General features: G+C 72.8%; 12 protein-coding genes and 1 pseudogene. 3 read left to right on the top strand and 10 right to left on the bottom strand.

The window, feature by feature from the left end; all coding sequences use genetic code 11:
• The 9 genes and pseudogenes from AC067A_RS36115 to AC067A_RS36075 form a co-directional block, all read right to left on the bottom strand.
• Nucleotides 1-141 (bottom strand): annotated as a pseudogene (locus AC067A_RS36115) (IS982 family transposase); the annotation flags it as partial.
• A 55-nt stretch (nt 142-196) separates the two neighbouring features.
• The gene (locus AC067A_RS36110) at nt 197-394 is read right to left on the bottom strand and encodes a hypothetical protein (RefSeq protein WP_479247648.1); all 198 of its coding nucleotides are present in this window, start codon (nt 392-394) and stop codon (nt 197-199) included.
• A 115-nt stretch (nt 395-509) separates the two neighbouring features.
• Nucleotides 510-1124: an amphi-Trp domain-containing protein gene (locus AC067A_RS36105; protein WP_479247647.1), complete on the bottom strand. Its 615-nt coding sequence runs from the start codon at nt 1122-1124 to the stop codon at nt 510-512.
• Nucleotides 1121-1570, bottom strand: a complete 450-nt coding sequence (locus tag AC067A_RS36100; protein ID WP_479247645.1) for a DUF7144 family membrane protein — start codon at nt 1568-1570, stop codon at nt 1121-1123. Before AC067A_RS36100 ends, AC067A_RS36105 begins: the two co-directional genes overlap by 4 nt.
• A 28-nt stretch (nt 1571-1598) precedes the next feature.
• The gene (locus AC067A_RS36095; RefSeq protein WP_479247644.1) at nt 1599-2060 is read right to left on the bottom strand and encodes an SHOCT domain-containing protein; all 462 of its coding nucleotides are present in this window, start codon (nt 2058-2060) and stop codon (nt 1599-1601) included.
• Between the two features lie 46 nt (nt 2061-2106).
• Entirely contained in the window at nt 2107-2304 is a 198-nt protein-coding gene (locus tag AC067A_RS36090; protein ID WP_479247642.1) for a hypothetical protein, read from the bottom strand.
• A 269-nt stretch (nt 2305-2573) separates the two neighbouring features.
• A complete protein-coding gene (locus AC067A_RS36085) occupies nt 2574-4214 on the bottom strand; it encodes an MFS transporter (RefSeq protein ID WP_479247641.1) in 1641 nt (546 codons plus the stop codon).
• A gap of 153 nt (nt 4215-4367) precedes the next feature.
• A complete protein-coding gene (locus tag AC067A_RS36080; RefSeq protein ID WP_479247654.1) occupies nt 4368-7055 on the bottom strand; it encodes a winged helix-turn-helix domain-containing protein in 2688 nt (895 codons plus the stop codon).
• A gap of 196 nt (nt 7056-7251) precedes the next feature.
• Complete coding sequence (locus tag AC067A_RS36075; protein ID WP_479247639.1) at nt 7252-7569, bottom strand: DUF5955 family protein; 318 nt, start codon at nt 7567-7569, stop codon at nt 7252-7254.
• Between the two features lie 197 nt (nt 7570-7766).
• Here AC067A_RS36075 and AC067A_RS36070 point away from each other — a divergent pair, with 197 nt between their 5' ends.
• From AC067A_RS36070 to AC067A_RS36060, 3 genes are all read left to right on the top strand, one after another.
• Nucleotides 7767-8381, top strand: a complete 615-nt coding sequence (locus tag AC067A_RS36070; protein ID WP_479247637.1) for a nucleotidyltransferase family protein — start codon at nt 7767-7769, stop codon at nt 8379-8381.
• A 226-nt stretch (nt 8382-8607) separates the two neighbouring features.
• Nucleotides 8608-10230, top strand: a complete 1623-nt coding sequence (aceB, locus tag AC067A_RS36065; RefSeq protein ID WP_479247636.1) for a malate synthase A — start codon at nt 8608-8610, stop codon at nt 10228-10230.
• A 208-nt stretch (nt 10231-10438) separates the two neighbouring features.
• Entirely contained in the window at nt 10439-11584 is a 1146-nt protein-coding gene (locus AC067A_RS36060; protein ID WP_479247634.1) for a GDSL-type esterase/lipase family protein, read from the top strand.
• An 86-nt stretch (nt 11585-11670) separates the two neighbouring features.
• Here AC067A_RS36060 and AC067A_RS36055 read toward each other — a convergent pair whose 3' ends face one another.
• The gene (locus tag AC067A_RS36055) at nt 11671-13479 is read right to left on the bottom strand and encodes a hypothetical protein (protein WP_479247633.1); all 1809 of its coding nucleotides are present in this window, start codon (nt 13477-13479) and stop codon (nt 11671-11673) included.
• Nucleotides 13480-13499: the final 20 nt, after the last annotated feature.

Genomic DNA, 13499 nt, shown 5'->3' with positions numbered 1-13499 from the left:
GAGCACGGCCTGCATCACCGCGAGCGTCAACAGCTCGGCATCCGTCAGCCTCGGCGGACGGCCTGTCCGCCGCGTTCCTGCCAGAGAGTCATCGACCTTCACGTACAGTGCAGTCGCGAGGGTTTCGAGGTTTGTCGTCACACACGAACCAACGAGGCCCTCGCTTCATGCGCCCGAAGACTTCGGACTTACTCGTCTAGGCCGGCGAGTCGGTCCGGGCCGCCATCAGCTCCTGGAACGACTGCATGCACGGCAGACAGTGCCGGTCCGTCCGCACCCCGTCCGCGTCACGGTCGACGGTCTGGCCGCAGAGGCTGCTGCCCGCCTGTTTGGCGATCACGTGCCAGACCAGAAGGCCGCTGGAGTCATCGGGCGCGATGTGCATCTCGTACATGGCAGTTCCGTTCTCGGGGTGTCCTGATGACCACCCAACTCGTGCCCGGCGGCACCGGCACGGCGACCAGGCCAAGCGGGTGAACAGGACACCCCGCCCCCGAGCGGGAAACGACTCACGCGGACTTCGCCGCGGGGCGCCTCGACTTGGCGGGTGACGTGGACTTACGTCCCCGCGGGGCGGACCCGGGCGACCCGGTCTTGGCCGTCTTGGCATCGGGCTTGGCCGTCTTGGCATCGGGCTTGGCCGTCTTGGCATCGGGCTTGGTCCGGACCTCGGGCTTCTTCGGCTCTGCCTTGGTCTTCTTCGGCTCTGCCTTGGTCTTCGGCTCGGGCCTGACCTTCGGTTCGGACCTCTTCGGCTCCGCCTTGGCCTTGGCCTCGGTCATGCTCTTGACCACTGCCCTGGTCTTGCCCTTGCCCTTGCCCTCGGGCTCGGCCTTCTTCTCCGGCGCCTCCGTCCTGTCGGCCTTCCCCGTGGGGGCGGCCCGGTCGCGTGAACCGCCCCCGATCGGCCACTTCAGCTCGATCTCCAGCTCGATCTCGCCGTCGTCGACCTCGAACTCCACCTCGCTGCGGAGTTCGTCGGGGACCCGCAGGCTCAGCACGCCGTGCCCCAGCGGGAGCTCGGCCTCCTTGCCCGATCTGAGCGCTCCGGCGAGTGCGTCGAGCAGGTCGGCGGCCTCGGTACGGGTCATGGGGCTCTTCCGCTCGAACTTCAGGTCGTTCACGGCTGCCTCCCGCCGACGGGACGACCGGAGACGCCCGTGTCGTCGCCCGGGTCGACGCACAGGGCCCAGATGATGAACCCGGACATCAGGATCATGATCGCGGACCACCACGGGTAGTACGGCAGCGACAGGAAGTTGGCGATGATGACCAGCGCGGCGATGCCCACGCCGGTGTACCGCGCCCAGGTGGCCGGCTGGAAGAGTCCGACGCTGACCAGCAGGGCGACTATGCCGAGACAGAGATGGATCCAGCCCCAGGCGGTGAGGTCGAACTTGAAGACGTAGTTCGGCGTGGTGACGAAGACCTCGTCCTCGGCGATGGCCATGATCCCGCGGAAGATGCCGAACAGGCCGGCGAGGGCGAGCATGACGGCGGCGAAGACCCGGAGGCCTCCGGCCCAGGCGTATTTCGCCGATGACGCGGGAGGGGTGTGCGTGGCGTTCATGTCGGTCTCTCCTTCTCCCCGGCCCGTCTCAACCGCGGGTCGTGGTGGCGTCGGCGGGCGCGGACGGGCGGTCGTCGTGCAGGACGAGGCTCTTGGCCCTCTGGAACTCCTCCTCGCTGATGTCACCCCGGGTGCGGAGGTCGGCGAGTCGGCCGAGTTCCTCGGCCCTGCTGGGACGAGCGGCGCCGCCGGCGGTCTCGCGGACGTAGGCGTCGAAGGCCTGCTGCTTCTCACGGGCGTGGTCGATCTCCCGGCGTCCCATGGTCTTGCCGCGGGCGATCACGTAGACGAGCACGCCGAGGAACGGCAGCAGGATGACGAAGGCGAGCCAGCCGCCCTTGCCCCAGCCGCTCATGCTGTCGTCGCGGAAGATGTCGGCGATGATCCGGAAGAGCAGGATGAACCACAGGACCCACAGGAAGAGCCACAGCATGGTCCAGAACATGCTCAGCAGTGGATAGTCGTAGGCGAGGTACGTCGGTGTGTCCATGTCTCCGCTCCGTTTCCGGGTCCTTCTCCCGCCGGGATGACCTCGGTCATTCCGGCAGCTGCCGCAGTTCCGTCACGTGCAGTCCGAGCGACTGGAAGCGGGCCAGCAGGCCGTAGAGGTGAGCCTCGTCCACGAGCGGGCCGTACAGCACCGTCTGGCCGGAGATCATCACGTGCTCCAGTTCGGGGAAGGATCCGATCAGCGTCTCCGACATGAGGCCGTCGACGCGGATCTCGTACTGCATGGCGTGCCCTCCCGGGTTGGCTCCCACCTGGCCGGTCGTGCCCTGCTCCGGTCGTCTCCTGTTCCGGTCGTGTCCTGTTCCGGTCGTGCCGGTCGTGCCCTCCCGTTTCCTTCGTCGTCGGGTCGCGCCCTTCGTGCCACCGTTCGGGTCGCGCCCTCCGTGTCCTCGTTCCGGTCGCGACCCCGAGTCCTCGTGTCCTCGTTCCGGTCGCGTCCTTGCTCCGATGGTCCGCCTCGGTGCCTCCCGCGGCCTCACCCCGCGCGGGTGAGTCACGGGCCGTCGGGGTCGGGCTCCGGCGGGTTGGGGCCGGCGGTCTCCCGGTCGCTGCGCGCGCCTGCGGCCCCGGCGGGGCCGGGCAGACCTCGTGTCACCAGGAGGCTGGCGAGGGTGATGCCGCCGGTCGCGAGGACGGCCGCCTTGAGGCCGCCGAGCTGGGCCGAGGCGTACGAGTCGGTGACGGCCTGCACCTCCTGGGGCGGAAGCCCCGCGCTCTCCGCCGCCGAGCGGACCTGGTCGGTGGAGACGAAGCTGATCCCGGCCTCCAGGGCGACGCTCGTCTGGCGGCGCGCCTCGTCCGAGAGCCTCGGGTCGTCCTCCACGTGGCTGGTGAACGCCTGGGCCAGGGCTCCGATCAGCACGGATCCGATGAGGGCCGTGCCCAGGGCGGAACCCAGGTTCTGGGCGGTGAACTGCAGGCCGCCGACCTCGCTGCGCTCGCGCTCGTTCGCGCTGGACTGGACGACGTTGCCGAGCTGCGAGGCGAGCAGCCCCATGCCGAGGCCGAGGAGCGCCATGGCCCCGAAGAACTGGGCGTCGTCGACGACGGGGTCGATGGTGCCGAGGAGCCAGGCGATGGCGGCGAGGAGCAGGAGCAGGGCCATGCGTACGATCCTTCGCGGGCCCAGTCTGCGCCCGAGCTTCGCCGCGCCCAGGGAGGCCGCGAGCATGGTGACGGAGACCGGCAGCAGCCGCAGTCCCGTCTCGAAGGCGTCGAGCCCCTGGACCACCTGCAGGTAGAGCGGGATGGTGAAGAACAGTCCCAGCAGGATCAGGTTCTGGCTCAGCAGGGTCATCAGCCCGGACCGCAGGGTGGGCCTGCCGAGGAGGGCCAGGTGGACCAGGGGGTCGGCGCCGCTCGCCTCCCGGCGTTCCTCCCAGACCCGGAAGAGGAACAGGACCACCACCCCGGCACCGATGACGAACACCGTGGGGGCGAAGCCGAAGATCGTGAAGGGTGGGTTGCGCGGCTCCACCCATCCCCAGGTGCTGCTCTGCAGCACGCCGAGGACGCCGAGGCCCAGGCCCGCCGCCGACAGCACGGCGCCGACGACGTCCAGGCCGGGACGCCGGGTGACGGGGGCCGGTTCGGGGATCGCCCGCCGCAGGAGCAGGACGGCCAGCACCACCACGACCTCGCCCGCGAAGACCAGGCGCCAGGTGAGGTACGTCGTCACCCAGCCGCCGAGCAGCGGACCGACCGCGATGCCGGCGCCGGCCAGGCCCCCGATGACGCCGTACGCGACGGAGCGGTCGCGGCCCCGGTAGGACTCGGCGACGAGGGCCGCCATGGACGGGAGCACCAGGGCGGCGCCGAGCCCCTCGATGACCGACCATCCGACGGCCAGCACCCCGAGGGTGGGGGCGACGGCGGTCAGGGCCGATCCGACGCCGTAGACCGTCATGCCGATCAGGAAGACGCGGCGCCGGCCCAGGATGTCCCCGAACCGGCCTCCGATGATCATGAAGGCGGCCATGACCAGGGCGTACAGCGTGATGACGGCCTGGATGGCGGTCACCTCGGTGTCGAAGTCGTCCACCAACTGGCTGATGGAGACGTTCATGACTGCGGTGTCCAGCACCATCAGGAACTGGGCCGTCCCCAGCACCATCAGAGCGCGCCATTTCCTCACGGTCGCCACCTCGCCGGGCCGGGCCGCCTGGGTCGGCGGCAGCGGATGGGTGAGCCCACCCTCGCCGCCATCACATCCGAAACGGTCGCCCGCCGCCTCACCCGCGGCGGGTGAGAGCGCGTGGCATCCGTCGTACGGACTCCGGACGTCCGATCACAGGAGCCGCAGGTCGCGGGCGCGGCGGACGGCGTCGTTGCGCCGGTGGACCGACAGCTTCCGGTAGACGCTCTTGAGGTGGGTCTTCACGGTGTTCACGGACACGTACAGGTCGGCGGCTATGTCCTCCGTCGACATGGCTTGGGCGAGCCGCTCCAGGACCTCGCGTTCCCGGCCGCTGAGCTCCTCCGCCGGCGCCGCGGGCTCGGGGCCGTCCCGCCCCGGTCCGCCCCTCGCCGGCCCGCCCGGCGACTTCCCGTCGGGTACGAGCCATCCGGCGGCCAGTGCCCGCAGCGCGGGCTCGGCCAGGAACGGGCCGAGCCACGGCCCGGCGGTCCGGAAGGGGCGCCTGAGCTCTTCGCGGCGGCCGTCGGCGAGGGCCTGCGCGAGCAGCCTGCGGGCGGTGGCGGGGTCTCCCCCCAGCGCCGCCGCCTGGGCCCGTACCAGCGCGGCCGGTACGGCCACCGCGGGCCCCCGCCGGCCGTGGGCCGCGAGGCCGTCGAGCAGGCGGACGGCCGTGCCGGGGTCCCCGGCGGCGAGGTGGGCCCGCGCCGCGCCGACCGTGCACAGCGGCTGGTCGCCGGCGAACTCGCGGAGGGCTTCGACGGCCGCGTCCGGGCGGCCTTCGGCCAGGTGGACGTCCGAGACGACCAGTGCGGCGCGGCCCTGCGCCCAGGGCGAGGCGTCGGCGGCGGGGACGGCCCGGGTCGCCGCGGCCAGAGCGGCGCTCGTGCGGCCCCGCGCCAGGAGGACGCGCGCCGTCCCCACGCGTAGGGCCGCGGCCACCACCGGGTCGAGCGACGGCGGATCGGGCGTCCGGGCGAGGAGGGCCTCGGCCAGGTCGACATCGTCCCGGCCGAAGGCGACCGCGGCCATGACCAGCTGTCCCAGTCCGGAACCCCACGGCGGGACGAGGCCGTACCGCTGGGCCTCGGCCGTCATCGCGAGCACCTTGCGTTCCGCCGCGCCCGGCCGTCCGTCGAGGTGGTCGAGGAGCGCCAGGCGTTCCAGTGCCTCCAGCCGCGGGAGCACCGTGGAGGCCGTGCGGGGACCGCGGGTCACCGCGGTGAGAGCCTCCCGGGCCTCGTCGAAGCGTCCGGCCCACAGCCGGGACGAGCCCGCGTGGGTCAGCAGCAGGGCGCCGAGTTCCGGGTGTCCGTCCAGCAGTCGGGCGGGCAGCCGCGGCATCAGCTCCCGGGCCGACCGCATGGCTTCCTCCGCGAGGTGGGGCGCGCCGGCCAGCCGCCCGGCCAGTGCCTCGACGAGGGCGTGGCTCATCCGGACCGCCGGGGTGCCGCGGCCGTCGGCCGCCAGCTGTTCGGCCGCGGTGCGCAGATGCGCGAGGCCTCCGTCGAGATCCGACCGGGACAGTTCGCACGCGGCGCGGACGAGGTTCGTGGCCGGGTCGGGCGTCTCCCCCTCCATCCCGGCGAACCGGTCCGCCGTCTCGCCGGCGCCCAGGCCGGTGAAGAGCTGCCCGATCGCCAGATCCTCGACGAGGGCCCCGGCGATGTACGTCCACTCCTGCGCGGCGGCGCCGTGGGTCAGCATCTCGGGCAGCATGCCGGAGCGCCGTAGCCAGTGCGCGGCGCTCCGGTGCAGTTGCGTCTCGAGCCCGGGGGCGCGCCGGCGCAGATGGGCCCGGAGGATCTCCTGGAACAGCGGATGGAGCCGGTACCAGCCGTGCCCGAAGTCCTCGACGAAGGCGTTCGCCCGGTGCAGTCCCGCCAGGATCGTCGCGGCGTCCCGCCGCTGGGTCAGTTCGTCGGCCAGGTCGGGGCAGAAGCGGTCCAGCACGCTGATCCGCAGGAGCAGGTCCTGGGTCTCGGGGGGCTGGCGTTCCAGCACCTCGGCCAGCAGGAAGTCGGCGATGGTCCCGCGTCCCGCCTCGAACTCCTTCAGGTAGAGCTCGGGGTCCGGGCTCGACCGCGCCGCCAGGGCGCTCAGCCGGAGTCCCGCCGCCCAGCCCCGGGTGCGCTCCACCAGGGCCCCGGCCACCGGGACGGACAGGGGCAGTCCGTGCAGTTCCAGGAGCTCGACCGCCTCCTCGTCGGTGAAGGCCAGCTCGGCGTCCCTGATCTCGGTCATCTCACCGGCGAGGCGGTAGCGGTGGAGCGGGAGGAGGGGTTCGGTGCGGCTGACGAGGACGAGGCGGAGTCCCCGCCGCGCGTGCCGCAGGACGAACTCGAGCTGTCGCGCGGTCTCGGGGTCGGTCATCCGGTCGAACTCGTCGATCACCAGGACGGCCGGCCGGTCGCGCGCGGCGAGTTCCCAGGCGGTTCGGCTGAGGAGCGTGTGGTGGACGCGGGTGGCGTCGGCGGGAAGGCCGATCGCGGTCGGCAGCGGTACGCCACCGGCGTTCAGGGCCTGGAGCAGGTGGGCCCAGAACATCCCCGGCCCCTCGACCTCGGCGTCGAGCGTCAGCCACGCGGGCGGTCGCCCCAGGTTCGCGGCCCAGTCGGCGACCAGGAGGGTCTTCCCGGCCCCCGCGCTGCCGTTGACCAGGGTCAGCGGGGTCGTCAGGGCCTGCCCCAGGTGCCGGACCAGACGGTCGCGGCGCAGGAACGTGCCGGGCCGGCCCGGCAGGGCGAATCGGGTCCTCAGGAACGGGTCTCCCAACGGGTCGGCGCCACCGGCGAGCGGCACGTCCCGCTGACTCTCGTCATCCGTGACCTCCACATCCACCACCGCCTTCCGGCCCGCCCGCCGGGGAGGGGCCTTCCCTCAAGGATGGAAGTGTTCTGTGGGGATCGGCCACCGCACAGGAGCCACGGAAACCCCTCCGGGGTACCCGGAGGGGTGGGCGGGGTGTCCTGTCGATCGGGCCGGGCTCCTGGCGCCTGGCGTTGCGCCCTGATCCGGCCCGATCGACAGGACACCCCTACTGCCCGGGCTGCGGCGGCCCGAAGAGCTCGACCGCGCGTCTGACCCCGGCGAGTCCCTCGGCGAGGGCGCTGACGGAGCCGACGGAGCCGGCGACGAGCAGCAGCGAGCGGCGCAGCCGCCGTACCTCGGGGTCACCGCTGAGCGCCATGGCGTCCAGCGCGGCGAGTTCGTCCTCGGCGATCCCCCGGTCGGCGAACTCGACCCGGTGTGCGGCCAGTTCGCGCCTGAGCCGGGACACGGCGGACCGCAGTTCGGCCACCCTGGGGTCCACGCCCTCGCCGGTCACTCGCCTCTGCCCCACGCTTCGCAACATGGTTCTCCCCCTCGCACGACACCGTGCGCAGAACTCCGTACGACGAACACTCCGGGCACCCCGAGCCGACCCCCCGGACGGCGGCCGGGCGCCGTGAGCCGCGGGCCAGTTAACTCCTTCGCCACCCCGGCGCGCCACCCTTGGTGGACGGAATTCAGGCGACCGTGTGATTCCGTCTCATGAGGTATGCAGTCCCCATGACTTCCGCAGAGGATCGAAGCCCCGTCGTCGCCGGACTCCTGCTCGCCGCGGGGGGCGGAAGGCGCCTCGGGGGGCGGCCGAAGGCCTTGCTCGCGCACCGGGGGCGGCCGCTGGTCGAGCATGCCGTGGAGGTGCTGCGCGGGGCCGGGTGCGAGGTGGTGCACGTGGTGCTCGGGGCGTCGGCCGATGCCGTACGGGAGCGGGCGGAGCTGCCCGGGTGCGTACTGGTGGACAACCCGGACTGGGCGGAGGGGATGGGTTCCTCGCTGCGGGCCGGGCTCGCCTCGCTCGCCGCCGACGCGCGCGGGGCGGACGCGGCGCTGGTGCTGCTCGTCGACCAGCCGGGGATCGGGGTGGAGGCCGTGGCCCGGGTCCGGGCGGCGTACGGCTCGCGGGACACGCTGGCGGCGGCTTCGTACGACGGCGAGCGGGGGCATCCGGTGCTGTTCGGCGCCGGGCACTGGGCGGGCATCGCGGCGGCGGCGGTGGGCGACCGGGGGGCGCGGGACTATCTGGCGGCGCACCGGGATGCGATCACCCCGGTGGACTGTTCGGATGTGGCCGAGCCCTATGACATCGACACGGAGGCGGATCTGTTCCATCTGGAGTGAAGGGGCTGGCACTGAGCGCCACGTTCTGTCGATCCGGAGAATCTCGACATCAACAAACCATTGAACTTCCACCATGAGGAAACTAGTATCCACTGTTCAGAAGCGCCTGCTCGTTCAGAAGGCGCTCGCGGCCGTATCTCGGCGCCTCCGGCACTCCGTGCCGTCCCGCGACGCCCGGCGGCCGCCTGGCACCGCCCGTGAAGTCCGCTGAAGGAAGTGACAGTTCATGTCCGCACCAGCGCCGTCCCCCCTGGCCGTCGTCGATGCCGAGCCCCTGCCGCGCCAGGAAGAGGTGCTCACGGAAGCAGCTCTGGCCTTCGTCGCCGAACTGCACCGGCGGTTCACCCCGCGCCGGGACGAGCTCCTCGCCCGCCGGGCGGAGCGCCGCGCCGAGATCGCTCGCACGTCCACCCTGGACTTCCTGCCGGAGACCGCGGCGATCCGCGCCGACGACTCCTGGAAGGTCGCGCCGGCCCCCGCGGCCCTGAACGACCGCCGCGTCGAGATCACGGGCCCGACCGACCGCAAGATGACGATCAACGCGCTCAACTCCGGCGCGCGGGTCTGGCTCGCCGACTTCGAGGACGCCTCCGCGCCGACCTGGGAGAACGTGGTCCTCGGCCAGGTCAACCTGATCGACGCCTACACGCGGAACATCGACTTCACCGACCCCCGCTCCGGCAAGTCGTACGCCCTCAAGCCCGCCGACCAGCTCGCCACGGTCGTCATGCGCCCCCGCGGCTGGCACCTGGAAGAGCGCCACCTCACCTTCGACGGACGCCCGGTGCCCGGCGCGCTCGTCGACTTCGGCCTCTACTTCTTCCACAACGCCCAGCGCCTGATCGACCTCGGCAAGGGCCCGTACTTCTACCTCCCGAAGACGGAGTCGCACCTGGAGGCCCGCCTCTGGAACGACGTCTTCGTCTTCGCCCAGGACTACGTCGGCATCCCGCAGGGCACCGTCCGCGCCACGGTCCTCATCGAGACCATCACGGCCGCGTACGAGATGGAGGAGATCCTCTACGAGCTCCGCGACCACGCCGCCGGCCTCAACGCGGGCCGCTGGGACTACCTCTTCTCCATCGTCAAGAACTTCCGTGACGGCGGCGCCAGGTTCGTCCTGCCGGACCGCAACGCGGTCACGATGACGGCTCCGTTCATGCGCGCCTACACCGAACTCCTCGTCCGCACCTGCCACAAGCGGGGCGCGCACGCGATCGGCGGCATGGCGGCCTTCATCCCGTCCCGCAAGGACGCCGAGGTCAACAAGGTCGCCTTCGAGAAGGTCAAGGCCGACAAGGACCGCGAGGCCGGCGACGGCTTCGACGGCTCCTGGGTCGCCCACCCCGACCTCGTGCCGATCGCCATGGCCTCCTTCGACGCCGTCCTCGGCGACAAGCCGAACCAGAAGGACCGCCTCCGCGAGGACGTCTCCGTCGCCCCCGGCGACCTCATCGCCATCGACTCCCTCGACGCCAAGCCCACCTACGACGGCCTCGTCAGCGCCGTCCAGGTCGGCACCCGCTACATCGAGGCCTGGCTCCGCGGCCTCGGCGCCGTCGCCATCTTCAACCTCATGGAGGACGCGGCCACCGCGGAGATCTCCCGCTCCCAGATCTGGCAGTGGATCAACGCCGGCGTCGTCTTCGAGAACGGCGAGAAGGCCACCCCGGAGCTGGCCCGCAAGGTCGCCGCCCAGGAGCTCGACGCCATCCGCGCCGAGATCGGCGAGGAGGCCTTCGCGGCCGGCAAGTGGCAGCAGGCCCACGACCTCCTCCTCCACGTCTCCCTCGACGCCGACTACGCCGACTTCCTCACCCTTCCCGCGTACGAGCAGCTGACCGGCTGACTCCTGCCCTCCGCACAGGCCCCGTCCCCGGTGAACGCACAGCTCCGGGGGCGGGGCCTCGGCGTGGGGCCTGGTGGGGCACAGGGGACGTGACGGAACCGAGATATGCAGCTACCTAGCGGTAACAAGCCGGGACGTGTCAGATTCCGCCATGCCACCGGCGCCGGCGGCTGTCCCCCACGTCACTGCGTACCGCAGGAGCACAGCCATGCCTTCGTCGCCCCACCGTGCGCTGCGCGCACTCCTGGCACTGTGTACCGCCGCCGGGCTCGCCTCCGTCGCCGCCCCGTCCGCCCACGCCTCCAACGGCAGCGGCCCCACCGCCGTCGTCGCCATGGGCGACAGCTACATCTCCGGAGAGGCCGGCCGGTGGCTCGGCAACAGCCTCACCAACTCCGGCAGCCGCAACGGCACCGACCGGGCCTGGACCGGGAGCGGATACGACCCGTCCCGGGTGTACGGGTCCACCGCCGGCGGCTGCCACCGCTCGGACGTCTCCGAGGTGAGGAGCGCCGGACCCATCGCGAGCTCCCTGATCAACCTCGCCTGCTCCGGCGCGACCACGCAGAACGTCATCCGCGCCTCCCAGGGCGGCCAGGCCTACAAGGGCGAGGCCCCGCAGGCCGACCAGCTCGCGGCGGTGGCCGCCGCGAACGACGTGGAGCTGATCGCGCTCTCCATCGGCGGCAACGACCTCGGCTTCGCCGACATCATCACCACCTGCGCGACCGACTACATCGTCTGGTACTCGTACTGCCACGACGACCAGCAGGCCGAGGTCGACGCGAAGATCGACGGAGTGATGGCCGCCGTCGGCAAGTCCGTCGACGAGATCCGGGCGGTCATGACCGCCGCCGGGTACGCCGCCTCCGACTACCGGATCGTCCTCCAGTCGTACCCGTCGCCCATCCCCCGCGCCGCCGACAACCGGTACGGCGAGAGCGGCTGGACGCGTACCAACACCGGCGGCTGCCCCTTCTGGAACGCCGACTCCGACTGGGCGCGCGACTCCCTCGTCCCCCAGCTCGCCAACCGGCTGAAGGGCGTCGCCACCGCGAAGGGCGTGCAGTTCATGGATCTGCGCGACGTGCTGCAGGGGCGTGAGGTCTGCGCGAAGGCCAGCAAGCAGGTGACCTCCACGGTGCCCGCGTCCGCCACCACCAGCGAGTGGGCGCGCTGGATCGACAGCCAGAGCACCCAGGGGCTCGTGCAGGAGTCCATGCACCCCAACGCGTACGGCCAGCAGGCCCTCGGCCGCTGCCTCGCGCTCATCCAGGCCGTCCCGACGGGGAACCGGAGCTGCCGGAACACCGCCGGAGCGGGAGCCTCGGGGATGTACCTCACGACGGGCTGAGGCCGACCGGGGTGGGCCTGCGGACCCCGTTCGGTCGCACCCCGTTCGGTCGCACCCCGCGCGGGCGGACCCCGCCCGCGCGGGGGTCAGGTCACGGTGATGCCCAGCGGGGCGAGGACTCGCCGGGTCTCGTGGCGGTCCGCCGCCGTCATCGCCTGGACGAGGGCGGCGGAGCCGCCGGGCCAGGCGGCCGCCGCCTCGTCGAAGGCGGTACGGCGGACCTCCAGGGGCCCCTTCTTGCCGGGCAGCGCGTCGAGCACGTGGAGGGCGCGCGCGGAGGTCCGCACCTGGATGGGGTCCGCGGGCTCGTCCCGGTCGCGGAGGGCCTGGAGGGCGTACGCGCCGACGACCGGGTCGCGGAGGGCTCCGCGCAGGGCGTCGGCGGGGGCCGCGGCGGTGTCCAGGGCGGCGAAGAGGCCCCGGACGGCGGCCGCCTCGGCCGTGCCGGCGTGGACGGTGCCGAGGGCGGCGAGCAGGGCGGACCAGGCCTCGACGGTGTCCCCGCGCGCGTGGAGCCAGTCGGCGAGCACGCGCGCGGCGACGCACGCGGGCCAGCCCGCGGCGGCGGCGACCATGACCGGCGCGCTCCACGCGGCGGCCTGGGCGGCGTCGGGCGCGACGACCCCGCGCACCCGGAGCAGGTACCGCACGACGCCCGCGCCCCGCGGGGTCAGGCCGAAGGCGTCACCGCTGCGGAACACCAGGCCCGTGGCGGCCAGCCGGTCCACGGCCGCCGCCAACTCCCCGGCGGGTCCTTCGAGCCGGGCGCGGTCGGCCTCGTCCAGCTCCGCCGTGCCGAGGAGCCGTACGAGCTCCGGCAGGGGCGGGGTCGCGTACTCCGCCGGCGCCTCCGCGGGCACCGCCACGGGCAGGTCCTCCAGCGCCGGGTCGACGGCCCAGTCCTCGTACTCGGCGGCCTTGCGGGCGACGGACTCCGCGGAGCAGCCGCGCTGGTAGACCGCGTACAGCAGGTGCGGGGCCTCGCCGCCGTAGGGCTCGAACTCCTCCTCCGCGAGCTCCTCGACGGCGGCGATGAGCACGTCGGCGTCCGCCTCGACGGCGCCGGGGCCCGCCCCGGCCTCCAGTGCGGGCGGCGGGGGGACGGGCGTGGCGGAGTCTCCGTAGTAGTCCAGGTGCTCGTCCAGGAGCGCGTCGGCCAGCACGAGGTGGGGGAAGGCGTCGGGTCCCGGCGCGAACCGCGCGTACGGTCCGGCGAGCTGCTCGGCCAGCCCGGCGGCGGTCCACCGGTCCTGGAGCGCGGCCGCCACCTGCCCGATGCCCGTGGCGACGTCGTGGTCGGTGAGCAGCGGGCCCGTGGGCGGCGGCGCCTCGGCGTCCCGCACGTAAGCCCTGGTGAGCGCCTCCGCCAGCAGGACGTCCGCCAGCGCCGTCCGCCCCATGAGGTCCGCCCGGTGCACCCCGTCGGGCAGCGGCGCCCCGTCCAGGGCGGCGAGCCTGCGCCGCACGTCCTCGGGATCCGCGAGGTCGGCGCCGCAGCTGCGCAGCAGCGAGGCGTACCAGCGGTGCCAGGTCAGGTTTCCGGGGTCGTTCATGGCCCGCTCGAAGTCGGGCCCCGTCTCGGCGACCACGGTCGCGATCCGTTCTCCGCGCCCGCCGTCGAACCGCGCCGCGAGCGCCCCCAGGACCGCCGGATACGCCGCGAGTTCGCCCGGCGGCGCGTACACGAACGTCGGCAGGTCCTCCATCAGCAGCTGCCGCACGAGTCCGGGCGTCGGCTCGGGCACTCCCGTGCCACGGTCGGCCCCCCGGAGGGAGAGAAGACCCAGCACCGCCTCGGCGGCGCGCGTGAAAACGGGATCCCGGCGCTCGGGTGTTCCGTCGAGGAGTTCGAGGAACCTGTCGAGTCCGGTGTTGGTGAGTACGGTCTCGGCCACGCTTCCCAGGGTAGTTCCGG

The organism is Streptomyces sp. NPDC043176 (assembly GCF_056436715.1).
The sequence above is the reverse complement of the archived record's forward strand: the minus strand, read 5'-3'. Positions and strand labels throughout refer to the sequence as shown.

What these genes read in the sequence shown, in the direction of transcription:
- AC067A_RS36100 (WP_479247645.1), bottom strand. Translation starts at nt 1,570, where the DNA reads ATGAACGCCACGCACACCCCTCCCGCGTCATCGGCGAAATACGCCTGG.
- AC067A_RS36070 (WP_479247637.1), top strand. Translation starts at nt 7,767, where the DNA reads ATGACTTCCGCAGAGGATCGAAGCCCCGTCGTCGCCGGACTCCTGCTC.
- AC067A_RS36060 (WP_479247634.1), top strand. Translation starts at nt 10,439, where the DNA reads ATGCCTTCGTCGCCCCACCGTGCGCTGCGCGCACTCCTGGCACTGTGT.
- aceB (WP_479247636.1), top strand. Translation starts at nt 8,608, where the DNA reads ATGTCCGCACCAGCGCCGTCCCCCCTGGCCGTCGTCGATGCCGAGCCC.
- AC067A_RS36075 (WP_479247639.1), bottom strand. Translation starts at nt 7,569, where the DNA reads ATGTTGCGAAGCGTGGGGCAGAGGCGAGTGACCGGCGAGGGCGTGGAC.
- AC067A_RS36110 (WP_479247648.1), bottom strand. Translation starts at nt 394, where the DNA reads ATGTACGAGATGCACATCGCGCCCGATGACTCCAGCGGCCTTCTGGTC.
- AC067A_RS36095 (WP_479247644.1), bottom strand. Translation starts at nt 2,060, where the DNA reads ATGGACACACCGACGTACCTCGCCTACGACTATCCACTGCTGAGCATG.
- AC067A_RS36090 (WP_479247642.1), bottom strand. Translation starts at nt 2,304, where the DNA reads ATGCAGTACGAGATCCGCGTCGACGGCCTCATGTCGGAGACGCTGATC.